Origin of the sequence: Formosa bonchosmolovskayae (assembly GCF_051016085.1) — a bacterium.
Taxonomy (GTDB): Bacteria; Bacteroidota; Bacteroidia; order Flavobacteriales; family Flavobacteriaceae; genus Formosa.
On the sequence record NZ_CP174605.1, the window covers coordinates 3,147,113 to 3,170,852 of the forward strand.

The 23,740-nt window shown below is 33.8% G+C and carries 20 protein-coding genes; 4 read left to right on the forward strand and 16 right to left on the reverse strand.

The window, feature by feature from the left end:
* Nucleotide 1 precedes the first annotated feature (1 nt).
* Both ACKC83_RS13410 and ACKC83_RS13415 read right to left on the reverse strand, forming a co-directional pair.
* Nucleotides 2-676 carry a ZIP family metal transporter gene (locus tag ACKC83_RS13410; protein WP_414034370.1) on the reverse strand — a complete coding sequence of 225 codons (675 nt, stop codon included), beginning with the start codon at nt 674-676 and terminating at the stop codon, nt 2-4.
* Nucleotides 676-1,407, reverse strand: a complete 732-nt coding sequence (locus tag ACKC83_RS13415) for a class I SAM-dependent methyltransferase (protein WP_434035904.1) — start codon at nt 1,405-1,407, stop codon at nt 676-678. The genes ACKC83_RS13410 and ACKC83_RS13415 overlap by 1 nt, the downstream gene beginning before the upstream one ends.
* A gap of 58 nt (nt 1,408-1,465) precedes the next feature.
* Here ACKC83_RS13415 and ACKC83_RS13420 point away from each other — a divergent pair, with 58 nt between their 5' ends.
* Nucleotides 1,466-2,623, forward strand: coding sequence for a THUMP domain-containing class I SAM-dependent RNA methyltransferase (locus ACKC83_RS13420; protein WP_414034372.1), 1,158 nt, complete (start codon nt 1,466-1,468; stop codon nt 2,621-2,623).
* Between the two features lie 38 nt (nt 2,624-2,661).
* Here ACKC83_RS13420 and ACKC83_RS13425 read toward each other — a convergent pair whose 3' ends face one another.
* From ACKC83_RS13425 to rlmD, 4 genes are all read right to left on the reverse strand, one after another.
* A complete protein-coding gene (locus tag ACKC83_RS13425; RefSeq protein WP_414034373.1) occupies nt 2,662-3,201 on the reverse strand; it encodes a YSC84-related protein in 540 nt (179 codons plus the stop codon).
* Between the two features lie 138 nt (nt 3,202-3,339).
* Nucleotides 3,340-4,089 (reverse strand): DUF6048 family protein, encoded by a 750-nt coding sequence (locus ACKC83_RS13430; RefSeq protein ID WP_434035905.1) that lies wholly within the window; start codon nt 4,087-4,089, stop codon nt 3,340-3,342.
* Entirely contained in the window at nt 4,061-4,600 is a 540-nt protein-coding gene (locus ACKC83_RS13435) for a DUF6452 family protein (protein WP_414034375.1), read from the reverse strand. Before ACKC83_RS13435 ends, ACKC83_RS13430 begins: the two co-directional genes overlap by 29 nt.
* Nucleotides 4,601-4,607: 7 nt before the next feature.
* Nucleotides 4,608-6,017, reverse strand: a complete 1,410-nt coding sequence (rlmD, locus tag ACKC83_RS13440; protein ID WP_434035906.1) for a 23S rRNA (uracil(1939)-C(5))-methyltransferase RlmD — start codon at nt 6,015-6,017, stop codon at nt 4,608-4,610.
* 244 nt (nt 6,018-6,261) lie between these two features.
* Here rlmD and rocD point away from each other — a divergent pair, with 244 nt between their 5' ends.
* Nucleotides 6,262-7,506, forward strand: coding sequence for an ornithine--oxo-acid transaminase (gene rocD / locus ACKC83_RS13445; protein ID WP_434035907.1), 1,245 nt, complete (start codon nt 6,262-6,264; stop codon nt 7,504-7,506).
* 119 nt (nt 7,507-7,625) lie between these two features.
* Here the strand turns inward: rocD and ACKC83_RS13450 are convergent, their stop codons facing one another.
* From ACKC83_RS13450 to ACKC83_RS13470, 5 genes are all read right to left on the reverse strand, one after another.
* Entirely contained in the window at nt 7,626-8,396 is a 771-nt protein-coding gene (locus ACKC83_RS13450; protein WP_434035908.1) for a tetratricopeptide repeat protein, read from the reverse strand.
* A gap of 203 nt (nt 8,397-8,599) precedes the next feature.
* The gene (locus ACKC83_RS13455) at nt 8,600-10,192 is read right to left on the reverse strand and encodes a sulfatase family protein (RefSeq protein WP_434035909.1); all 1,593 of its coding nucleotides are present in this window, start codon (nt 10,190-10,192) and stop codon (nt 8,600-8,602) included.
* 105 nt (nt 10,193-10,297) lie between these two features.
* The gene (locus tag ACKC83_RS13460) at nt 10,298-11,302 is read right to left on the reverse strand and encodes a sugar kinase (RefSeq protein WP_414034734.1); all 1,005 of its coding nucleotides are present in this window, start codon (nt 11,300-11,302) and stop codon (nt 10,298-10,300) included.
* 145 nt (nt 11,303-11,447) lie between these two features.
* Nucleotides 11,448-12,674, reverse strand: a complete 1,227-nt coding sequence (locus tag ACKC83_RS13465) for an alkaline phosphatase family protein (RefSeq protein WP_434035910.1) — start codon at nt 12,672-12,674, stop codon at nt 11,448-11,450.
* A 206-nt stretch (nt 12,675-12,880) separates the two neighbouring features.
* Nucleotides 12,881-15,691, reverse strand: coding sequence for an alpha/beta hydrolase family protein (locus tag ACKC83_RS13470; RefSeq protein ID WP_434035911.1), 2,811 nt, complete (start codon nt 15,689-15,691; stop codon nt 12,881-12,883).
* Nucleotides 15,692-16,026: 335 nt separating this feature from the next.
* Between ACKC83_RS13470 and ACKC83_RS13475 the strand changes: the two genes are divergently transcribed.
* A complete protein-coding gene (locus ACKC83_RS13475) occupies nt 16,027-17,115 on the forward strand; it encodes a linear amide C-N hydrolase (protein WP_434035912.1) in 1,089 nt (362 codons plus the stop codon).
* Nucleotides 17,116-17,292: 177 nt separating this feature from the next.
* Nucleotides 17,293-17,796, forward strand: a complete 504-nt coding sequence (locus tag ACKC83_RS13480; protein WP_414034730.1) for a DUF4920 domain-containing protein — start codon at nt 17,293-17,295, stop codon at nt 17,794-17,796.
* Between the two features lie 35 nt (nt 17,797-17,831).
* Here ACKC83_RS13480 and ACKC83_RS13485 read toward each other — a convergent pair whose 3' ends face one another.
* The 5 genes from ACKC83_RS13485 to ACKC83_RS13505 form a co-directional block, all read right to left on the reverse strand.
* Entirely contained in the window at nt 17,832-18,662 is an 831-nt protein-coding gene (locus ACKC83_RS13485) for a TonB-dependent receptor domain-containing protein (protein ID WP_434035913.1), read from the reverse strand.
* A gap of 21 nt (nt 18,663-18,683) precedes the next feature.
* The gene (locus ACKC83_RS13490) at nt 18,684-20,099 is read right to left on the reverse strand and encodes a TonB-dependent receptor plug domain-containing protein (protein ID WP_434035914.1); all 1,416 of its coding nucleotides are present in this window, start codon (nt 20,097-20,099) and stop codon (nt 18,684-18,686) included.
* 64 nt (nt 20,100-20,163) lie between these two features.
* On the reverse strand, nt 20,164-21,459 hold the full coding sequence (locus tag ACKC83_RS13495) for a PQQ-dependent sugar dehydrogenase (protein WP_434035915.1): 1,296 nt from the start codon (nt 21,457-21,459) through the stop codon (nt 20,164-20,166).
* Between the two features lie 206 nt (nt 21,460-21,665).
* A complete protein-coding gene (locus ACKC83_RS13500) occupies nt 21,666-22,826 on the reverse strand; it encodes a DUF6051 family protein (protein ID WP_434035916.1) in 1,161 nt (386 codons plus the stop codon).
* 329 nt (nt 22,827-23,155) lie between these two features.
* Nucleotides 23,156-23,668 (reverse strand): VOC family protein, encoded by a 513-nt coding sequence (locus ACKC83_RS13505; RefSeq protein ID WP_414034726.1) that lies wholly within the window; start codon nt 23,666-23,668, stop codon nt 23,156-23,158.
* Between the last annotated feature and the right edge of the window lie 72 nt (nt 23,669-23,740).

Below are 23,740 nucleotides of genomic sequence, written 5' to 3' on the forward strand. Positions count from 1 at the left end.
ATTATATGGCATAAGCGGCTGCAACTCCAGCGAATATTGAAATGAGTTTGGTTAAATTAAATTTATGGTCCTCGTTACTTTCAAATAAAATGGTTGTCGAAATATGGAAAAATATCCCGATAACAAGGGCATTAATAAAATGTATATAGTCTTCTACTAAACTTACATGGTTAGAAATAAACGTCCCAATAGGCGTCATTACAGCGAAAAATAAAAGGAAACCAAAAGTTTGAATTTTGCTATAATGAGACTGAATTAAAAACGTTGTAATTAAGGCCGCGATTGGGATTTTATGAATTAATACCCCATATACCATATCGTTGTGATGATGGATTGGAAAGCCTTCTAAAAAGCTATGAATACATAAACTAATAAATAATAACCAAGGAAAAGTGGTGTCGTGTTTATGTATGTGTACATGTCCGTGTTCTGCACCTTTAGAGAAGAATTCCAATATAATTTGTAACAAGATTCCAATCATAATAAACAGCCCGGTTTGTCGTGCTGGTAAATGATGATAGACCTCGGGAAGGAGCTCGAACAAAGTTAATGCTAATAAAAACGCACCACTAAACGACAGTAGTAACTTAGTGTTTATGATTTGCTTAGATTTACCCAAATAAGCTAAACCAACACCCAAGATTACGGCAACAAAAGGTAGTAGATACGAGTTCATTATTTAATAAGCATAACTAATCTATCTGATGTTTTAGCATCAAATTTCTGTAATTTATAATTTCCAAAAACTTCTAATAAGTGAACGCCTGCAGCTTCAAAAAGTGTTTCAAAATCTTTTAAGGTAAAAGCTCTTACGCGTTCCTGATAGTTGTAATCTTCACCTTCATAAGTAAAAGAGATGTCTTTGATAATATGGTTATCTTCAACATAGCGTTTTAAATGAAAGGTAATGCCGTCTACAGTTTTAGTGTCTTCAGGAACCAAATTTGCAATAACATGGTCGGAATTCATAAAATCGATAACTCCAATGCCGTATTCGTTCAAATCACTTTTAATAGCTTTTATCGTGTTTAAATTATCTTCGTCTTTATCGAAATATCCAAAGCTGGTAAACAAATTAAAGACAGCATCAAAAGTTTCAGGAAATGGTTGGCACATATCGTGAACTTCAAACTTTAAGGTGTCATTTTCAAATTGTTTGGCGTATTTTATACTGTTCTCAGATAAATCTGCACCTGTAACATGATATCCTAAAGAATTTAAATACACAGAGTGACGTCCTTTTCCACATGCTAAATCGAGAATTTTACCTTGCTCTTCAATATTTAAATATTGTGTAAGATTATCCATGAATATTTGCGCTTCACGGTCGTCTCTATTTTTGTATAATATGTGGTAAAAAGGGCTGTCAAACCACGATACATACCAAGTTGTTTTATCTTTTATCATTTCTAAACTATGTAGGGTGCAAAAATACTGTATTTTTGTAATCTATTTAAAGTAAATAATGGAGAATAATTTTAAAATGGTTGCCAAGACCTTATTTGGCTTTGAAGAATTATTAGCAAAAGAATTAACTCAGTTAGGCGCACTTGATGTTGAAATAGGTGTAAGAAACGTGAGTTTTGTTGGGGATAAAGGCTTTATGTATAAAGCTAATTTAGGGTTAAGAACAGCTATAAAGATACTAAAACCTATACGAAGTTTTCGTGTAGTTACCGAGCAAGATATTTACGATAATGTCTATAAAATGCAATGGGAAGACTATCTAAAACCAACAGGGACACTAGCTATAGATGCCACAGTTAACTCTGATGTGTTTACGCATTCATTATATATTGCACAGAAAACTAAAGATGCCATAGTTGATAAATTTAGAAATACTACGGGTACAAGGCCTAATGTAGACTTGAAATTTCCAGATTTAAAGGTTAATATCCATATTGATAGACAAAAATGTACCATTTCTTTGGATAGTTCTGGAGATTCTTTACATAAACGTGGTTACAAAACGGCTACTAATATTGCACCTATAAATGAGGTTTTAGCTGCAGGATTAATTATGCATTCTGGTTGGGATGGACAAAGTGATTTTATGGACCCGATGTGTGGTTCTGGAACTATTTTAGTTGAAGCCGCAATGATTGCATGTAATATTCCGCCAAACTTAATGCGTAAGGAATTTGCTTTTGAGCGCTGGGAAGATTGGGATGTTGAGTTGTTTGAAAAGATAGAAACGTCGTTGTTATCTAAAACGCGTGATTTCCATCATAAAATAATGGGTTACGATAAATCGCCTTCGGCTGTGACTAAAGCTTTAGAGAATGTGAAAAATGCACATTTAGAAGAATTTGTTTCGGTAAAGCATGAAGATTTCTTTAAAACTAGAAAATCTGGAAGTGAGAAATTACACATGTTATTTAATCCGCCTTATGGTGAACGATTAAATATTGAAATGGAAGAATTTTACGGAAGTATAGGGGATACGTTAAAGCAGAATTATCCTGGAACAGATGCTTGGTTAATTACATCTAACTTAGAAGCATTAAAGTGTGTGGGATTAAGACCATCAAGAAAAATAAAACTTTTTAATGCCAAATTAGAGTCACGTTTTGTAAAATATGTGATGTATGAAGGTAGTAAGAAAGCAAAAAAGCAAGTGTAAAACACTTGCTTTTTTTTTTATCAAAATTGAAAATACGATTATTTAAATGGTTTAAATTTAAATTTTTGACCTCCAACAGAAGCATCTGCCATTAATCCACCTTTTGTTTGTGTAAATACGGCTACACCTTCAGAATATTTTGCATTAAAAGATTCTCCAGACTTGATTGCCGTTGCCGAAGCACCAGCATCAAACTTAAATTTACCTTTTTTAAATTCGTCTAATTCGGTATTCGTTTCAAAGAAAATAACCTCAATAATAGCTTCTCCTCCAGCTTGAAGTCCGATATTTACTTTTTTAAGACTCGCCATTCCTACCTTAGCACCACCTTTTTCGTAAACGACTCCATTTCCAGAAGCACCACCAACAATAAATCCACCTTTACCTACATTAGGAAAAATAACGTATCCGGCAGCTTTATTAAAGAAATCTTTTAGTGCTTCGTTACCATCCAATAAGGTTTGTTTGGCCATTTCTGCATCTTTAATAATTTCCTGATCCTTATCACTTTGTGCGCTTACAGTACATGCCATAAGCCCAATAGTGAATACCATTACTAATTTTTTTAAGTTGTTCATGATTTAATTCTTTTAGATTGTTTTTATAATTAATTGTACTTGAAAGTTAAGTATAATTTAATTACGTTTTTTGTGCAATCCACTGTTGTTTTAACTCGTATACAAAAAGTGTTGTGAGTTAAGTGGTTGTAAAACAGTTTATTTGTCTTTTTTGTAAAGCGGAATTAAATACGAAATAGAGTAGCCGTACCCAAAGCCAAGTCCGATGCTATCATAAGTTTTATAAAATCCAGGGATATAGAGATTCTCGAAATTATCAGGTTCACTTTGTGCCAGTAATCCTTTAAATTCTATGTGAGCTCCTAAATATAAATTGTTAGCGACTTCTACTTTAAGACCTACAATTAGTTCTGCCCACAAGGCGTTTAACCCGTCGTAATCTTTAATATCGGTCGATGAAAATTGTGGTGTCCAATATTGATTTTCAGAATAAATGGAATAACTATTCAGCGTCTGACTAAATGTACTTGCACCAATCCTAAATCCGCCATAAATCATGTTTTCCATGTCTAACCAATTACGGTAGGCATTATAATCTACTCCGACTTTAAAATAAGATCCTTTAGTTGTTGCATTATAAAAATCGTTGTACTCGGTGATGTTTTCTGCACCAAATTCTCCAGCGACGTAAATAAATTTAGTTAATCTATAATCTCCAACCACTTCAAAACCTTCATAATCATCTTCCAGAGCAGTTCGTAATAGCTTACTTAATTCGATACCTACACGTAAACCGTATTTTTCTTTAATTGCAGTAGAATCTTGAACTACAGCTACTATGGTATCTGAGGTTGGAACTAAAGGCATTTCTGTTTGAGCGAAAAGCGTTCCACTAAAACAAAGTGATATAAAAAGTGTTTTAATGATATAATTTAAATTGTACTTCATTTTCATCCTCTACAGATTGGTTATCGTTTACTGAGCGTATTAATTCAATCCAATTTTCGTCGTCTTCCACTAGATTTATACTCACATTTCTATATACTGTTTTATACCCACAGGCACGAGACACATAAACTTCTTCCATGTCGTATGTTATGGTAATAACATCTTCATTACCTGTTATGGTATCGTCAGAATCATCATCTGGTGTATCATTATCATCATAAACATATTCTTTATATAAAGAATACTGGGTAACGTTATCTGTGGTTTTTAAAGGCACCGCAATAGAATCGGTAGCTACAACATCGTAACCAGGGAGTACATCGTCGTTGCCAATACCTTGAACTCTTAAATTAGTTACGCTATTTAAAACATCGATATTAGGATTTGTTACGTCGTAAAACCGAATAATTAAACTTGGCGTTGTAGGCGTGTCGTTAGAGCAAATATCGTCTTTTTCACACCCAAAGAAACTCAGTGCGACTAAAAGAATAATGACAAATGAATATTTCATAAATGATCTATCTTTTTTCTAAAAGTACTATGTTTTCTACGTGATGTGTTTGTGGGAACATATCTACAGCTTGGATTTTAGTTACCTTATAAACGGCATCCATTAACGCTAAATCTCTAGCTTGGGTTGCGCTATTACAACTTACGTATACAATTTTTTCTGGCGATACATTTAATAACATTTGCACCACATCTTTATGCATTCCATCACGTGGCGGATCTGTAATTATAACATCTGGGTGCCCATGAGTTTTGATAAATTGGTCATTGAATACATTTTTCATATCACCAACATAAAAATCTACATTGTCTATTTTATTAGCCTTTGCATTTTCTTTAGCCGCCAAAATAGCATCTGGTACAGCTTCTACACCAACTACTTTTTTAGCATTCTTAGCAACAAACTGAGCTATTGTACCTGTACCGGTATACAAGTCGTAAACCAATTCTTCTCCTGTTAATCCTGCGAAATCGCGAGTTAATTTATATAATTCGAACGCTTGATCGGAGTTGGTTTGGTAGAATGATTTAGCATTAATCTTAAACTTTAAGCCCTCCATTTCTTCGAAGATATGGTCACGACCATTAAAGCATATAATGTCCTGATCGTAAATGGTATCGTTCGCTTTTGTATTAATTACATAAAGTAAAGACGTAATTTCCGGGAATGTTACAGCAAGGTAATTTAGTAATAATTCACGCTTTTCTTTGTCTTCTTTAAAGAATTGAATTAACACCATTAATTCTCCTGTAGATGCAGTACGTATCATTAAGGTACGTAACAATCCTGTTTGATTTCTAGTATTAAAGAATTCTAAATCATTTTCTACAGCGAAAGCACGTACTGAATTTCGAATGGCATTAGAAGGATCTGCTTGTAAATGACACTTATTAATATCTAAAATTTTATCCCACATTCCTGGAATATGAAATCCTAATGCATTTTTATCTTCTAAATTTATATCCGACTGAATTTCTTCTAACGTTAACCAACGGCTATCACTAAATGAAAATTCCATTTTGTTTCTGTAAAAATACTGTTCGGCCGATCCTAGAATAGGAGTCACCTCAGGCAATTCAATATGACCTAAACGGCGTAAGTTGTTTTCAGTTTCTTTCTGTTTGTAATGCAATTGCCATTTATAATCCATGTCTTGCCATTTACAACCACCACAAACCCCGAAATGCTCGCATTCTGGTGTGGTGCGTTTATCAGACAATTTATGAAAAACGGTTGCTTTACCTTCATAATAAGCTTTACGCTTTTTATAGGTTTGAATATCTACGACATCGCCAGGTACTGCATTTGGCAAGAATATAACTGCTCCTTCTGGAGATTTTGCGATGGTTTTCCCTTTTGCTCCTGCATCAAGGACTTCTATATTTGTAAAAACTTGTTTTCTATTTTTTCTAGACATGGGGCAAAAATAAGGTGTTTTTAGCTTTTGTTTTGTATGTCTTTACATATTTTTTAGAAAAGGAATAAGATTTAAAATGAATATAATCTAGAATGATTTTAAAAATCTAACTATTTATTTCAATCCGCTTTTAATATTTAGTAATTTGCAAACAGTTTTATGGATGATTTCTCTCCATCTCAAAATTCATATATAATTAGAGACAAGGTAGGAATAGCTAAGTATCAATTTAAAATATATTAAAATGGCTGTTTTAAACCCATTAACTTCACAACAAGCAATAGACCTAGAAAATAAATATGGTGCACACAATTACCATCCACTTCCTGTAGTTTTAACTAAGGGAGAAGGTGTTTTTGTTTGGGATGTTGAAGGAAAAAAATATTACGACTTTTTATCTGCTTATTCTGCAGTAAACCAGGGGCATTGTCATCCCAAAATTGTTGGAGCTATGATGGAGCAAGCACAACAATTAACATTAACGTCTCGCGCATTCCACAACGACATGTTGGGGAAATACGAAAAATTTGCATGCGAATATTTTGATTTCGAAAAATTGTTACCAATGAACACAGGAGCGGAAGCCGTAGAAACAGCGCTTAAATTATGTAGAAAGTGGGCATACGAAGTTAAAGGTGTTGAAGAAAATGAAGCAGAAATAATTGTTTGTGAAAATAACTTTCACGGACGTACAACTACTATCATCTCGTTTTCTAATGATCCTATAGCTCGTAACAATTTTGGTCCATTTACCAATGGATTTATAAAAATTGAATACGACAATTTAAAGGAGTTAGAAGCTGCTTTAAAAAACAATCCCAATGTTGCAGGGTTCTTAGTAGAACCTATTCAAGGAGAAGCGGGAGTTTACGTGCCAAGCGAAGGTTATTTATCGAAAGCTAAGGCGTTATGCGAAAAATACAATGTATTATTTATAGCAGACGAAGTGCAAACTGGTATTGCACGAACTGGACAATTGTTAGCCGTAAATCATGAAAATGTAAAACCAGATTTATTAATCTTAGGTAAAGCATTAAGTGGAGGAGCGTATCCTGTAAGTGCTGTTCTAGCAGATAATGCCGTTATGGATGTTATTAAACCAGGAAACCACGGTAGTACTTTTGGAGGGAATCCAATCGCGGCAGCTGTTGCTATTGCCGCTTTAAATGTTGTAAAAGACGAAAATTTAGCTGAAAATGCTGAAACTTTGGGACAACTTTTTAGAAGTGAATTAGATAAATATATAGAGACAAGTTCTATTGCCAATTTAGTAAGAGGAAAAGGATTATTAAATGCTATTGTAATAGATGAAGATGAAGACAGTGATACTGCTTGGAATATTTGTTTAGCACTTCGTGATAACGGTTTATTAGCAAAACCAACACATGGAAACATTATCCGATTTGCACCACCTTTGGTAATAAATGAAGAACAATTGTTAGATTGTGTGTCTATCATTATAAAGACGTTAAAGCAATTTGAGAAATAATTCTTTTTAAAACATAAATCAAAAAAGTGATTCTTTAAATAAAAGAATCGCTTTTTTTTTATGTCTATTATTAAATAAATAAACAACTATTCTAAGTTTCTGTTCATCTCAGTTACAATTTAAATTGCATTCTGAGACGTACCTAAATACTGATCTAGTGGCTCTAAAAAGTTTTCAGTTGCACTCGCGCTCATTTGATTTGAAAGTGTTTGCGCTTCAGAAATCATTTCAGGAGTTAAACCTCTAATGGAAGAAATATTTTTCTTCGCCTGATTTTCTGGAGATGAATCCATAGTGGTAGACATGATAAGCAATGCTATACCTGCAACCTTGTTTTCTTTAACACCGTCCCCACGTATATATAACATCCCTAAATTACCAACTGCCAGGCCATCGTCTTGAAGAGATGCCTTACGGTACCACGCATTTGCTTTTGCGAAATCGACGGGAGTTCCATAACCATTTTCATAACAAACACCCAGATTAAATTGCGCAGCTGAGTTTTTTTGAGTTGCAGATTTCGTGTACCAATTAAAAGCTTCTTCTTGATTTTTCGCAACTCCTAAGCCTTGCTCGTACATCAATCCAATATTAAACTGAGCGTATTCGTGTCCTTCTTTAGCGGCTTCCATAAATTTTGTGAATGCCAATGGCATATCGTTAGATTCTGCCGCTTTAATACCTGCTTCGAATTGGGCTTCGCCACCAACCAAATTTTCTTGCGGTTCCGCTTGTTCTGTAGTTTGCACTTTATCTTGAGTCTCGACCTCTGTTTTGTTTTCTTCCTTTATACGTTTTGAAGCATCTTCTTTACATGATACCATGGTGGTTAAACATGCGCTTAATAGAAGAATACGACTTGAAACTGCAATTATTTTAAATGATTTCATTATTAATTAATTTTAAAAGATAGGCTAATTGGTTAGTAATAGGTTTAAAGTATCGTGAGTTAAAATATTATAAAAAGTAAAAACAACTTCGTTATATAGTTAGTACTAATCAATACTTTGTGATGTAAGGCATCAAAAATATCATTTCCAAGTGGTAATAACAAAAAAAGCGATTTGAATATATATTCAAATCGCTATTAAAACTATTCTTTTATAACTTCCAGGTAATGTTCCAAATTCTGTTTATCACGTTCGTCATTGTCTCCATATTTGGTACGCATGTTTTCTAACTGATTATGCATGTCTTCTTTTACACCTGCATATTCAGGATTGTTATATACATTATGCATTTCTGAAGGATCTTTTTCCAGATCGTATAATTCCCATTGATCGATATCGTAGTAAAAATGAATTAATTTATAGCGGTCTGTTCTTACGCCATGATGACGTTTTACATGGTGTTCGCCAGGAAACTCGTAATACGTATAATAAATTGCATCTCTCCATTCACTAGCGTCTCCTTTTACTAATTTTCTAAAGGATTCTCCTTGAATGTCTTTTGAAATATCTACACCAGCATAATCTAAAAACGTTGGGGCAAAATCTATATTCTGAACCAGCTCATTTATAACAGTTCCGGGTTTAATTTCTTTTGGATACTTTACTAAAAGTGGCGTTCTAAAAGATTCTTCATACATAAAACGTTTATCGAACCAACCGTGCTCTCCTAAATAAAAACCTTGATCGGAAGTATATACTACTATGGTATTTTCTTCTAAACCATTAGCCTTAAGGTAATCTAAAACTTCACCAACTCCATCATCTACAGATTGTACTGTTCTTAAATAATCGTGCATATATCTATCATACTTCCATTTAGCAAGAGCTTTACCTTGTAAGTTTCTAGATTTAAAGTCGGCTATAATCGGATCGTAATAGGCATCCCAAGCTACTTTTTGCTCGTCTGTCATACGATCATATTTTTTCTGAAAGTAAGGTCTGTATTTTGTTTTTATTTCACCTTCCTTATCTAGCATTTTAAGATCGTAAACCACATCCATATCTTCAAATATGCTCATTTCCTGTTTAGCAGCAGCTGGTCTTCCTTCATAATTGTCAAAGAAATTAGCAGGAGGATCGAAAGTTACACTATCCATTAGTGTTAAATACTTTATTTCTGGCATCCAAGTTCTGTGAGGCGCTTTTTGATGATACATCATTAAAAATGGCTTTTCTTTTTCTCGCTTGTTTTCTAACCAATCCAAAGCGATATCTGTAGTCACTTGAGTAATGTATCCTGGATACGTTTTTTTCTCACCATTTTCTATAAATATGGGAGAATAGTATAAGCCTTGACCCGGAAGTACATTAGAATAATCGAAACCTTGCGGTAAACCATCTAAATGTATTTTACCAATCATAGCGGTTTGATATCCTGATTTTTGAAGTGCCTTGGCAAAGTTATCTTGGTCCCAGTTAAACGGACTTACATTATCTACTTTACCATTTATAAAACTATGTTTACCAGTTAAAAGTACGGCTCTACTAGGTGCACAAATTGAATTCGTTACAAAACCTCTGTTAAAAATAGCACCTTCTTTAGCAATTCTGTCAATATTAGGCGTGTGGTTTAATCCTTTACCATACGCGCTAATGGCTTGATACGCATGGTCGTCACTCATTATAAAAATAATATTTGGACGTTCCTGTTTTTCTGAAACTTCTTCTTTTTTATCTTCTTTACAACTAAAGAATAACATTAATATAGCTATGACTATTAAGCTTGTGTTTTTCATTTTCTATTTTTAGTATTACTTTTCTTTTTTGAAATGATATAATTCAAGATATCATAGCTTTTAATTATTCTAAACAGCTTAGAACAATCGATTCTGTTTTTGCAATTAACGTTTTAATGCTCCTGATGTGTCACCACCCATTAAGCTTTTTACGTTTTCTAATGTCGCCATATTAACATCGCCAAGGATAGTGTGTTTTAAAGCACATGCTGCCGAAGCAAAATTAAGGGCATCCAAGTCGTCGTCGTAATGTAAGAGTCCGTATATTAACCCCGCAGCAAAGGCATCACCTGTACCCACACGATCTATAACATGAGAAATCTCAAAAGTTTCTGTCTTAATATATTCGGTTCCATTCCAGATTCTTCCTTGTATTTCTTGTTCGGACGCACTAATCGATTTCCTTTTTTTACCTACTACATTCTTAATTCTTGGATAAGCATCCATAAGAGCTTTCGCAGAATCTTTAAATTTTCCACCAATTTCTCCTAATCCAAACATTTCATTAATGCCGCGAGGGCTGGTTATTACAATGTCACAGTGTTGCACGAGAGTGGGCATGACCTCTTGCATGGTTTTCCCATATTTCCACATATTTTTTCTAGAGTTAATATCACCAGAAACCATAATACCCATTTTGTTTGCTGTTTTTATAGCTTCTAATAGGCACATAGCCGCTCCATCTGAAATAGCCGGTGTAATTCCTGTCCAATGAAACCAATCGGCGTCTTTTAAGACATCTTCCCAGTCTATCATTCCAGGCTGAATTAAAGAAAACGCAGAACCTTCTCTTTCGTAAACCACAACACTTGGTCTGTGTACAGCTCCTTTTTCTAGGAAATACATTCCCAATTTGTTATCGCCATATATAATTTGATCGCTACTTAGCCAATTTTTACGTAAAAACTGAGTCGCAGCTCGGCCTATGGCATTATCGGGAAATCGTGTCATGTGTGCGGCTTTCATGCCAAGATAAGCACATGAAATGGCGACGTTTGCTTCGCCACCACCGTAAACAAGTTCGAAAGAGTTTGCTTGCGAAAATTTTAAATATCCTGGAGGAGATAAACGCATCATTACTTCACCAAATGTTACCAGTTTTTTTGCCATAGTTTAAGTTGTATTATAATTTGTTTTATGATTTTAGTCTATTTTATTTACTGTCTCTTGATCAGTTATCAATTTAATATTTCACTTAAAAAGTACAAATTATTTTTAAGTGAAACGAACGATTACACTACGTTTATGCCGATTCTTATTTTAGAGCATCTTTTATAATGTCTAAATTTCCATCGATAGACGTTGGAGTTTTAAGATCTAAAAGTTTGCACATTAAAGGATAAATATCAATGTTTTTAAAGGATGGTATTATGTAATCCGATTTAAATGCAGGTCCATTAGCATAAAAAATGCCGTGCATGTCTTTGTGTCTGGTATCGTAACCATGAACACCTACGGCAGTAACTCCATTTGTTTTCATACTCTCTATTCGCGATGGATATGAAAAATAATATCCAAAATCAGGAATAATCTGGATTGGACCCCAATCTTTATTTTTAGGTGAATATTCAAAGCCAGGAGTATCTTTTGTTTTGTAGACTTTAAAATTATTTTCTTTCCGTTTTAAAATCTTTAGAACGGAATCTATAGTGACGTTAGCTTTAGGATGAATATTTAAAATACTACCATTATCTATAAGGGTATAAAGTTCTGGATTTGCCACCTCGTCGATAGAGATGAAATTTTCAGCTTCAACTGTAGTCATTCCATGGTCGGATACTATAATAATGTTTATATCCAAACCAGTCTCTGCAACGCCTTTAAATAATGCTCCCAATTGGGTGTCTAAATTAAGGATTGCTTTTGTTAGTTGTTCATCGTTGCTAGGGCTGTATTTGTGACCGATATCATCTATATCCGAGAAATACATGGTAAGCATGTGCGGTCTTTCGGCTTCAGGTAACTTTAACCATTCTAGAGTTTCCGAAATGCGTGTTTCATTTGTAATTGATCCATCATATTTACGGTAGTAAGTTGGGTGTACTCCTTGGATATCTGCCTCCGATCCAACAAAAAAGTAACTTGACGATACCATATCATTCTGGTCTGCCAAAACCCAAATCGGAGTCCCTCCATAAAACGTACCATCTTCCACCATGTCTCTATTTCTAATGGCATACGTGACATCTTTTTTATAGCTGTAAAAGGCATTCCCAATTAAACCATGATTTTCAGGATACATTCCTGTTACAATGGTGTAATGATTAGGAAACGTTTTAGAAGGATAAGACGGTATTAAAGACTCTGCTTGAACCCCGTTTTTTATAAAATTAGAAAGATGCTTCGGTTTATATTTCTCGACATAATCCCAACGGAAGCCATCTAAAGATACCAATATCACATAAGGTGCTTTTTCAGATTTCTTAGAGTTTCTAGTTATTGTAGAATCTTTTATTGTAGAACTTGATTTACACGAAACCATGAAAAAGGGTAGAAGTGCTATAAAAATTAATGCGTAGATTTTATTTTTACTGAACATACTCTTGTCTTTGCGGAGAACTAAATGAATTGTTTTTTGTCTATTAAAGCCTAATTGAATTTTCAATAATTTAAGCGCTATAGTGGTTTTGTTTCATCACACCCTAAGCGCTTAAATTTTTTGAATTGTATCACTATTGCATAAAAGTACTATTTCTCCTGCAATTCATAACCTTGATTTATTCCTTTTTCTAAAGCAGGGACACCACGTTCCATCCACATTGGTTTTGGAGCGCCTTTTAAGTAATGATCAAAATATTGAGACATTCTTAGATTAAAATCTTTTCGGTTTTGTAGTTTTCTAGGCCAGTGTGGCTCTCCGTTATAATTAAGTAACCACGACGGTTTTCCTAAACGACGTAAACTCACAAAAAACTCAATACCTTGGTACCATGGCACATGTCCATCGGCATCATTATGCATAATTAACACAGGTGTATTTATTTTATCGAGATTAAAAATAGGTGAGTTTTCTATATATCGCATTGGGTATTCCCATGGTGTTCCTCCAATTCTACTTTGGGTATGCTCGTATTGAAACTGTCTGCTTAAACCAGTACCCCAACGGATACCTCCATAAGCACTTACCATATTTACTACAGGAGCCCCAGATTCTACAGCCTTAAATAAATCGGTTTTAGTAATTATATACGCAATTTGATATGCTCCCCAACTATGGCCTTGAAGTCCGATATTATCTTCGTCTACAAATCCTTTTGCGATAAGAGATGTTACTCCGGGCATTAAGCAATTGTAGGCGCTTTCTCCAGGATAACCATCGCGATATTCTATATCTGGATTAAAAATAAGGTAACCTCTACTGGTGTAAAAACTATAATTAATAGTAGAAAGTCCAAAAGATGGTGCTTTATGATCGTATAATCTATCTGAACTTCGTTCGTAGAAATTAACAATCATCGGATACTTTTTAGATGGATCGAAATTTTCTGGCTTAATCAGCATTCCTTTTAAAGGCTTACCATCTAAAGAGGTCCAATTTACTAGCTCTGCGGTTCCCCAATTGTAATCTTTTTGTTGCGGATTGGCATCACTAATTTTTATTTGTTTTTTAAAACTTAAATCTGAATATCTAAGGTCTGGAAATTCCGTAAAAGAAGATCTAGTGAATATCACTTCTGTACTTTGCTGTGCCATTCTTGGTGTAGAATACTTGTAAGGGCCTTCTAAAATTTGGCTTCCCTTTTTTCGTTTAGAATCGTACTTAAAATATCCTGAATGTTTTGTGTCTTCATTAAACGTAGAAAATAACCAAGTTTTATCTGTGTCTAAATGGCGTTCTTCTTCATCTAATTGAATGTAACGATATTGCGTATGCGTTTCTCTTCCATTGGTTAGTCTTGACATTTCGCCAGTATCTGGATTTACAGACCAAACATCGAACCTGTCGTAAATTAGTACTTCCTCATCGTTTGTTGTCCAGCCGGCAACACCGTAGGATCTAGGATATTTAGGAGAATCGTTAAGTTCGTCGTAAAATACTTTGTCTTTCGTTAGATTAATTAATTTACCCGTACTTACATTATAACTTATCCAAGTACTATCTATTTGATTGTATCCATAGGCATATTTAGCCTTCGGACTTAAACGCATACCTCCAGGCATATTACTTAAAACAGGCTTAGTTTCTCCTGTGGTTGTATTTACCAAAGCGTAATCTGAAGCTCTAATTCCTGTCCACTGACTTTCTAAATAGTAAGGTTCTGGTGTGCTTATTAAGGCTATATTAGAATTTCCTTCGTCTCCAATATTAACATTTGGATACGTTAAGCTTCCCAATTGAGTGATTTTATTAGTGTTTAAATCGAGAACCGTTTCGTAAGATTTTTTTCGATCGCGGTCCATAGCTAATTCCTGAACAGTGTATAATCTAGATTCGTTATACGTCCACACTTCTACACTTGAAATTTCCTCAGCTAATAGCGTAGTATCTTTAATTATACTTGGTGCGCCTAAACCAAAATATAACTTAGACTCGTTTTCTGAAAAGTTTAATCGTCCGTCTGCAGAAACGCGATAGCCTTTTGGCGCAGTATCTTTATTCAGGATTGGATTCGCTTTAGTATCTCCTGTTTTCCAAACGTATAATTCATTCGGTCGCTCTTGTACTTTTGTAGAATCTAAATCGGCAACAAATCCTAATTTTTCACCAGAATCACTAAAATTTAATTGATAGTATTTTACCTTTTCATGGCCTTCAAAAATTTGAGTTTGTGTGTTGTTTTCTATATTTAGAACATAAGCACCAGCTTTAAAGTTGGCTGTATCTCCAGTAGTGGTATAGGCAAGTCGTTGTCCTTCTTTTGCAAAAGTGTAATGGGTTACAAACTTTATGGTATCTTCTTTTTGAGTATCTAAATTTCTAAGAACAAGATGGTATCCATTTTTCTTGTTTACTTTTTTACCCTTCTTTTTCTTTTTGGGTTGACTTAAAGTATCTTGTTTTTTATCCTCAGAAAGGCTGTCTTTTGGTTTCTTTTTTGCTTTTACTTCTGCCAGCATATAAGCAAGATACCCATCCCATTTTTCAGGCGTTTTATACGAAGACACGTTTGCTATTTTTAATAGGGATTTATTTTTAAAACTATAAATACCTAGCGTGTCTTTAGGAAGATCTTCTTTTTTTACTTTATCTCGTTTTAATTCTACAATACTATCTTTCCAAGCATTTATAGTAAAAAGAGCCATTTCAGAATTATAGGTGAATGTTCCGTTTTTAGCACGATCATGCTCAAGAATAAGTTTGGCTTTAGAATCTTTAATTTTTAAATACGTATCCTTTTCGCCTTGTTCTAAGGTATACATAACATAATTTCCATCAGGAGAAATGGCTTCAGTTTTTATTTTATTCCAAAGGGATTTGTCGGAATGCTCAAGGATTTTTTTTTGAGCAAAGCTAAAAATTGAAGTTAAGAGAAAAACTAGGGTAATTTTAATTTTCATGAAGTTGTTTTTTTTTTGGATGTCAATATACTACAAATCAAAACAACTCTCGATGTTATCAAACGCCGGAGGGCCCTTAAAGCCTTATAAATAAATGTTAATTATTAATAACGGATTTTAAGTCAATTAAAATGTAAAATTGATGAATAATCATGGGTTTTAATTCATTTATTTAAAAAGTAATTTCTTAAAATTAAAATATTACAATATGTGCTGTTAAATTAATACAATGATTTATTTTTAGAGTAAATCAACCCAAGTGAAATTAAAATGCTTTTCAATGTCTGTATTAGTACGTTAACAGCATCTATATTTTACTTCTAATTAGAAATATTATGAATGTAAAAAAAGGTTTTTCGTTGTTATTTGTGTGCTATTTTCTGTGTATACAAGTCAGTTTTGGATGTACTGGAATTATTATTAGAACAGAAAATGGTAGTGTTATTCCTGCGAGAACTTTAGAGTTTGGATTCGATCCGCAATCTAATATTCTAGTTATTCCTAAAGGAACTTCGATTAATTTTTTAAGCTCTGTAAATAATAAGGATGGTTATAAAATGAAAGCGAAATATGGCTTTGCCGGTATGAATGCTGTCGGGAAACATATTGTGGTAGACGGTATTAACGAAGCAGGATTATATTTAGGAAGCTTTTATTTTAGTGGTTATGCTGTGTATGAGGAACTGACAACAAGTAATCAATCTAAGGCTGTCTCTAGTGAAGAAATGGGGAATTTTGTTTTAGGAAGTTTTGCTACAGTAGAAGAAGTAAAAGCTGGTTTAAAAGATATTACAGTAGTGGGGACTTTTATGAAACAAATTCAGGGCGTAGCTCCGTTTCATTATACAGTTACCGATAAATCGGGGCAATCTATTATAATAGAATACTCTAAAAACGGTTTGCAAATATTTGATAATACAGTACAGGTTATTACGAATAACCCATCTTACGATTGGCATCTTACTAATCTAAGAAATTATATTAATCTGACTCCAGATAATGTAGGTGGTATTAAATTAAATGGAGAAACTTATGCGCCTTTAAGTGAAGGAACCGGAATGGTAGGATTGCCAGGAGATTTTACTTCGGCATCTCGATTTGTAAGAGCATCGGCGTTTGTAAATGCGGCCGAGCCATGCAAGGACGAGGAGGAAGGTGTGTTTAGAGCCTTTCATATTTTAAATAACTTCGATATTCCAATCGGAATTGTAAAACAAAAAGAAAAAAACACATCCATGTCCGAGTATACCGTTTGGACTTCTGCAGCAGATACTAAAAACGGTGCGTATTATTATAAAACTTTTAAAAATCCAACCGTAAAGAAACTAGATTTACAAGTCGCTTTAAAAGAAGCGAAAGGCAAAATTATGGTTATTACTGCCGAAACGCCTAGAACGTACGAAACAGTAACATCTAAATCTTAATATTAGATAATTTTATGTTTTTTATTTTCCAAAAAAATGAGCTGTATTCAGTTACACCTTTCTAATAATAAGTAAGCCATAGCAGTTTTCGCTATGGCTTTTTGTTGGTTTAAATATTAAAAGCTAAAATTCTTTTTATTTATTTAAATTTGTAATCAATTAATAAATCCATTCCCTATGAAACATATTATTTTTCTTTTAGCAATTAGTTTGAGCATCTTGTCTTGTAAAAATGAATCTAAAACTGCTGAATCCACTTTAGAAGCGGACGGACCAGAAATGATTTATGCATCGTTTGGAGATGAAATCACTGTTGATGATGTATTAGACTCTGAGCGCATCACAGAACTGTATCAAAATTTAAAAGTAGGAGATACGGTTGATTCTAAGATGAAAGGAAAAATTATTAAAGTGTGTCCTAAAAAAGGATGTTGGATGACTTTAGATATCGATGGAGAAAATGACGTCATGGTAAAGTTTAAAGATTATGGTTTTTTTATGCCATTAAATGCAGTGGGTGATGTTGTAATTAACGGTAAAGCATTCGTTACAGAAACGTCTGTTGAAGAATTAAGACACTACGCGGAAGATGCAGGTGAATCTGAAGATCAGATCGCAGCCATAACAGCTCCAAAATTTGAATATCGTTTTGAAGCTGATGGTGTTTTATTAAAGGAATAACAAAAAGTTATTCGATCATTTTTAAGATTGGCAATTTAAATGGTGTATCCAATTTTAATACCACCAAACCAATTTCTTGGCATGCCCGGATAATAATATCGTGGTTCCGAATTTCCGAAGCCTACAGCATTTATAAGTATAGAAGATGCGTAGCTTTCGTCGGTAAAATTGTTTAAGCCTGCGTTAAGTCCGATAAATAGGTGCTCCGTAATATCTTTAGTATAAGAAAGTTTTGCGTTAAATACGGTGTACGGATCGGAGTTAAGGGTGTTAGCATCGTCTAGAGGCATATCTCCAACATGAAGAAAATTGGTATTTAAAACTAAGTTTTTAAATCCAATATGTATACCACCATTTATCTTAGTATCTGGAACTCCTGTGAGTTCATTTCCTGAATAATCATTATCATCATCTACAAAATTGATAAATTTATTATCAGATAATTCTGCGTTTACATAAGGCGAGATATAAAATCCGTTTGAAAACATATGGGTGTATAAAACCGACAATTCAATTCCTTTATGTTCTGTTTTACCGGCATTTCGGCCAATGTACTGATCTTCGCCAACACGATCGGCTACTAATAAATTGTCTATATCGAGTAGGTAAGCAGAAAGTTGCATATGCAATGCACTATTAAATAAATAGATTTCACTACCTATTTCGTAATTAAAGCCTGTCTCAGGACCTAATTCAGGGTTTACCACACCTTCGGGTGTTAGGGTTTCTTCAATAGACGGATAATTAAAACCCCGACTCACATTGGCATAAGCACTTAAAGTTGGAGTAAATTGATATACCACATTTAAGTTGGGTGCAAAAATAGGATCGAAATCACGGTCGGCATTTTTGTTGTTTTCGTCCAAATTAAATTCATCTTTAAAATTTTAGTTGGTAGTATTCATATTTATACCCAATTGCGCTTTTAATTTTTCAGTAAATGGTAAAGTCACCGTGGCAAAAACATTCAAATTATTTCGTTTTTCTATATTGTCACTTAAAAGTTCTCCTTCTAAACTGCCGTTTCCATTATTATCCTCGTAACGATTCTCTATGGTTTTCCAATGGTATTCATCTTTATAAAGTTCACCTCCAAAACTTAAATTGGCGTTAGATTCTAAAAACTTAAAATCTTTTGCAAATAGTGTTCTAGCACCATAACCATTAGTGAATTCATCTAATATATTAAAAGGTCTCGGCTCGTAATGATCTAAATAGCTGTAAAATAAAGACGTGGTGTTACTAAAGGTTTCAGAAAAACGATGGGTATAATTTATACCTGTTAAAATTTGTTTATTGTCTTCGTAACCTTGAGCAGATCCCCAAGTAAACGCGGCTTGCGACGGATCTTCTTCAAAGGCAGATTTGCTAATTGAACTTGGAATCTGTGCATCATAATCGGTGTAATTTACTAAAACACCAATCTCGTTCTTCGCATTGAATTTATAACTCGATGTTAATAAAAACGCGTTTCGATTGTAATTGCTATTGTCACGAAAGCCATCGGTTTCTAAGTGATCGTAATTAATATTGAATGTTAATTTTTCATTAGCGGTTGCAAGCGACAAGCTGTTCTTGATTAAACCATAGCTTCCTACAGTAAAATTATTTTTAATATACGTTTCGCCTTCTAATGCCGTTTTAGAATTTAATAATAAGGTACCACCTAAGTTTGTGCCGTATTGTGTAGCTTTTGGCCCCTTTACAATTTCTAAATTTTCTAAATCTTCAGGATCAAAAGCATCTATTGCCGTTTCTCCGGTTCCATTGGTTATTGGAATTCCATTAAAATAGGCACGTATTTTATTAGTCCCATACAGTGTTCTCGAACCAACACCACGAATTACTATTCTATTGGTGTTTAATGCACCACTCTGAATATAGACACCTGGAGTTTCATTTATAGCCGATACTAAATCTGTAGGGCTATACTCATTAAATTTCTGTGACGATATTTTAGTTGTGGGAATTATAACTTTACTTTCTTTCTGATAGGTTGAAGAAATAATTACTTTTTCTAGATCTTCCGTTTTATCTAAAGCAGTTAATTGAAAATCGCTTTTGTATTGCGATAAGGTTACGGTTTTTATATAATAATCGGGATGCTCTAATTTAAGATTTAAAGGAAGTTCATACTGTTCAGTTAACGTAAAGTGACCTTCGGCATTTGTTTTAGCAATCACTTTGTAGTTTAATACAATAGAAACATCGGAAATAGGGGCGTGCTCAGAATTAAATATTTTACCGTTTATATTTTGAGCATATAATGGATTTATAATGGCGATTAAAAAAATAATCGCCATTATTTTAAAGGGTGTAAATTTCATAAAGTTAAGTTGAGGGGATTGACTTTAGATTTTAAATGTTCTAGTTGGTGTAACTTACTTTCCAAATGGTGTTACCAGAATCGTCGTTTACTAACAAGTCTCCTGCAGGAGTAACAGTAACGCAAACAGGTCTTCCATAAACATCTGTTTCACTATTTTCGGCTATAAATCCAGTTAGAAAATCTTGTGGTTCTGAAGTTGGTTTACCGTCTTTAAAAGGAATAAAAACGACACGGTATCCAGAAAGTACAGAACGATTCCAAGATCCATGTTGTCCAACAAACACCCCATTTTTATACTTTTCAGGAAAACTATTTTTGTCGTAAAAAGTTAACCCTAAAGATGCTGTGTGCGGTCCTACGGACACATCTGGCACTAGCGTTTTAGCTACCAATTCTGGTGCTTTTCCAGCTAGTCTAGGGTCTTCTATAGAACCATAATAGGCATATGGCCAGCCGTAAAACCCGCCTTCTTTTACACTTGTTACATAGTCGGGTACGAGATTGTCGCCAATTTCGTCACGTTCGTTTACAGCGGTCCAAAGCTCGCCATTAACCGGATTCCAATCCATTCCTACTGGATTTCTAAGTCCACTAGCATAGATTTTTTCGTTCTCTCCGTTTAAATCTACTTCCAAAATATTGGCACGTCTAATTTCTTCATCCATACCATATTCTCCGACGTTACTTGCCGAACCTACAGAAATATAAATTTTGTCTTCAGCGGAATTGGTAATAATATTACGCGTCCAATGGTTATTATACCCACCAGCAGGAAGTTCTACAATCTTTTTACCTTTAGTGGCATCTAGTTTAGTTTGCCCCACTTTATAAGGGTATTTATATAAACCATCGGTATTGGCTACATAAAAATGCTCGCCAATAATTAACATGCCTAGCGGTTGTTTTAATTCTTCTAGAAAAGTTTCTCGCAGTTCTATTGTACCATCGTTATTTTGATCTCTTAAAACTGTAATACGCCCAGCGCTTTTTTTAGTATTGGCTTCGCATACAAACATATCTCCATTCGGACCAATGTAAGTCCATCTTGGATTATTAAAACCATCGGCTAGTTTTGTTACAGTAAAGCCTTCAGGAGCAGTTGGCATTTTACCTTCTGGCCAATCTACTAGATTATTTTCTTTTCTAACAGATTCTGTGGCATAGGGTTTTGGTAAAATAAGTTCTCCAATGGCAGTTTGCACAGTGTCTGCAGGTTTTTGGGAAATCATTTCTTTCTTTTCTTCGGAAACCTTCATTTCTTTTTCCTCCTTCGTTTTACAAGCAACGAACGAAATCAGAATAAAAAGGAGTAATAAGGGTCTGTTTTTTCTCATAATTATAGCTTTTTTATGAAAATAATGGTTTCGCTAGAGCATTTTTAACTCAATCGATTTTTTAAAATAATTTTAACATTCTTTAGAACATGAATGTAAACATCCATAGTTCTAATAAAGTTGATTATTTAAAACCAGAATTTTGCCTAAACTTATCATTAATTAAGCCATGTGTAATTGTGAGATGAATTAAATATTGAAGCTATTTAGGCATTGTAAAAGTCGCAAACCTTGTCGAAAACCATATTAAAATCATTCATAATTTGATCTTCACAGTCTGTATTGATAGGGAATGGGTTTTCGTGAGTATAGTCGCGATCAAAATCTATTTCATCTACCTTTATATTTATATCTCTGTAAGCTCCTTTTAAGGTGTTAATGACTTCAAAAGAGGGGATGACTTTGTCTTTTTTTAGCGTGATCCCATAAATTTGATCTTCGTAGGTTTTTAATAGCCCTTCTCTAAACTCTCTTTTTTTCTGATAGTCTAGCATACAATTAAAGACTTCTCCTTCCATATGGTCGTTTAAAATATAATGACTCAATATTTCATCTTTCTTTAAAAATTTATCGAAATGTTCAATTAAAAAAGAGTACAGCGCAACATTGGCTTCACTATCTAAAATAAACTTTGATACCGAAGAGAGGCGATTAAAGGTTGTACCGCTACAGAATAAACACATTTTGGTATCTGAAAAATAATTGTTGTAATTGGTTAATTTTAAAATTTGAGCAAGAAAACCACCTATAGAATAGCCGAAAATATCAAACTTAAAATCTTTGCTAATTTCCGGGTTAGAGCCTGATCTAAAATTTTCGATAAGTTGAATAAAATCGTAATAGGTTTGTAACCCCGAATAAATGAAACGCTGTGGCATGGCATGCAATCTCATACTTATTGCAACATTGGATAAGGTAGAATGCACCACGTTAGGATAACGCTTTTTTCTGTTTTCACTTAGGATATACATGGCTCGTTTACTACTCCAATGTTTAGGAGCTCGTTGCATATGGAACGCTAACGGAAATAAAACAACGTGGCTCCCAGTACCTATACATATCGCTTGTGCCCATGGCAAATATTTAGTCCAATCTCTCTCGTTAAAACCGTGCAACAAAAAGATTACGTTTTTAGCCACTGCTTGGCCTTTGGGTTTTATAATTTGGTATTTAAAAAACCGATTCTCATCTACACAAATATCTTTAATATGGACATTGTCGTTTATGGTACCAACTTCGGTATGGAACTTCGAAGTACTTTTTAATTTTATATGGTGTTTAGCACATTCATAATCTGAATTTCCAGGTAGTATTTTATGTGATAAAGATTCAAAATCGTACTCTAAAATTTCTGTTTTGGTATTCATGAAATTGATGTTTAAAATACTAATAATATAGTGCTATACAGGTGTAAATAGGATACCCTTCAACAGTATGATTTATCCTGTGTTTTTACGCCTAAATGAAGTATAAATTTAACCAAATTCCATGTAAAAATCACATTAATCCTATTGTAATTTGATTGTGTTTATATGAAAAATCTAATGTTCTAAACAAATGTATCAACAAGGATTTACTGATAGCTTTTAACTAGAAATAGTACTCTATTCAAGTGATGGATGTTACTCCCAGTCATAGAATAAAAAAGCGTAAGCCTGTTAAGACTTACGCTTTATGTATAAAAATATCCAATAGCCTATTTGGTATATGCTCCTGAAGAATATGTTAACTCGTAACTGTGGGTGTAAATTTCAAAAACAATCCCAAAAGGGTCTTCTACATAACACATTTTAAATGGTTTTTCATTCGGGTAATATTCCCGAATTGGCATACGTTGTTTACCACCATAGGCCACTATTTTATCAATTAAATCTTCGATGTTTGGATCTTGAATACTAAAGTGAAATAATCCTGTGTTAAACGGACTGAATTCTGGTGCTTCTTTTACGCCGTGTGGGAAACAGAATATTTCGACACCAACACCATCTGAAGTCGATAAATGTGCGATTTCAAATTCTTCCCAGTCTTCACCAAAAACATCGATACACATGATACCAATGGCAGTTTCCTTTTCTTTTTTTATGGTCGAGGGTTCCATTATGGTATACCAGCCCATAACTTCTGTATAGAATTTTACAGCCTTATGAATATCTGGAACGGTGATTCCAATATGTGAAAATGATTTTGGATAATCTTGTTTTGTTGACATAATATCTTATTTAGATTTCAAAATTAGTCTATATTTGCGTGTTTGGCAAGTACATACTAAAAAGTATTATAG

Bases quoted from the DNA above. Each gene is read 5' to 3' on its own strand.
- ACKC83_RS13410 (WP_414034370.1), bottom strand. From the start codon at position 676: ATGAACTCGTATCTACTACCTTTTGTTGCCGTAATCTTGGGTGTTGGT.
- ACKC83_RS13415 (WP_434035904.1), bottom strand. From the start codon at position 1,407: ATGATAAAAGATAAAACAACTTGGTATGTATCGTGGTTTGACAGCCCT.
- ACKC83_RS13420 (WP_414034372.1), top strand. From the start codon at position 1,466: ATGGAGAATAATTTTAAAATGGTTGCCAAGACCTTATTTGGCTTTGAA.
- ACKC83_RS13425 (WP_414034373.1), bottom strand. From the start codon at position 3,201: ATGAACAACTTAAAAAAATTAGTAATGGTATTCACTATTGGGCTTATG.
- ACKC83_RS13430 (WP_434035905.1), bottom strand. From the start codon at position 4,089: ATGAAGTACAATTTAAATTATATCATTAAAACACTTTTTATATCACTT.
- ACKC83_RS13435 (WP_414034375.1), bottom strand. From the start codon at position 4,600: ATGAAATATTCATTTGTCATTATTCTTTTAGTCGCACTGAGTTTCTTT.
- rlmD (WP_434035906.1), bottom strand. From the start codon at position 6,017: ATGTCTAGAAAAAATAGAAAACAAGTTTTTACAAATATAGAAGTCCTT.
- rocD (WP_434035907.1), top strand. From the start codon at position 6,262: ATGGCTGTTTTAAACCCATTAACTTCACAACAAGCAATAGACCTAGAA.
- ACKC83_RS13450 (WP_434035908.1), bottom strand. From the start codon at position 8,396: ATGAAATCATTTAAAATAATTGCAGTTTCAAGTCGTATTCTTCTATTA.
- ACKC83_RS13455 (WP_434035909.1), bottom strand. From the start codon at position 10,192: ATGAAAAACACAAGCTTAATAGTCATAGCTATATTAATGTTATTCTTT.
- ACKC83_RS13460 (WP_414034734.1), bottom strand. From the start codon at position 11,302: ATGGCAAAAAAACTGGTAACATTTGGTGAAGTAATGATGCGTTTATCT.
- ACKC83_RS13465 (WP_434035910.1), bottom strand. From the start codon at position 12,674: ATGGTTTCGTGTAAATCAAGTTCTACAATAAAAGATTCTACAATAACT.
- ACKC83_RS13470 (WP_434035911.1), bottom strand. From the start codon at position 15,691: ATGAAAATTAAAATTACCCTAGTTTTTCTCTTAACTTCAATTTTTAGC.
- ACKC83_RS13475 (WP_434035912.1), top strand. From the start codon at position 16,027: ATGAATGTAAAAAAAGGTTTTTCGTTGTTATTTGTGTGCTATTTTCTG.
- ACKC83_RS13480 (WP_414034730.1), top strand. From the start codon at position 17,293: ATGAAACATATTATTTTTCTTTTAGCAATTAGTTTGAGCATCTTGTCT.
- ACKC83_RS13490 (WP_434035914.1), bottom strand. From the start codon at position 20,099: ATGGCGATTATTTTTTTAATCGCCATTATAAATCCATTATATGCTCAA.
- ACKC83_RS13495 (WP_434035915.1), bottom strand. From the start codon at position 21,459: ATGAGAAAAAACAGACCCTTATTACTCCTTTTTATTCTGATTTCGTTC.
- ACKC83_RS13500 (WP_434035916.1), bottom strand. From the start codon at position 22,826: ATGAATACCAAAACAGAAATTTTAGAGTACGATTTTGAATCTTTATCA.
- ACKC83_RS13505 (WP_414034726.1), bottom strand. From the start codon at position 23,668: ATGTCAACAAAACAAGATTATCCAAAATCATTTTCACATATTGGAATC.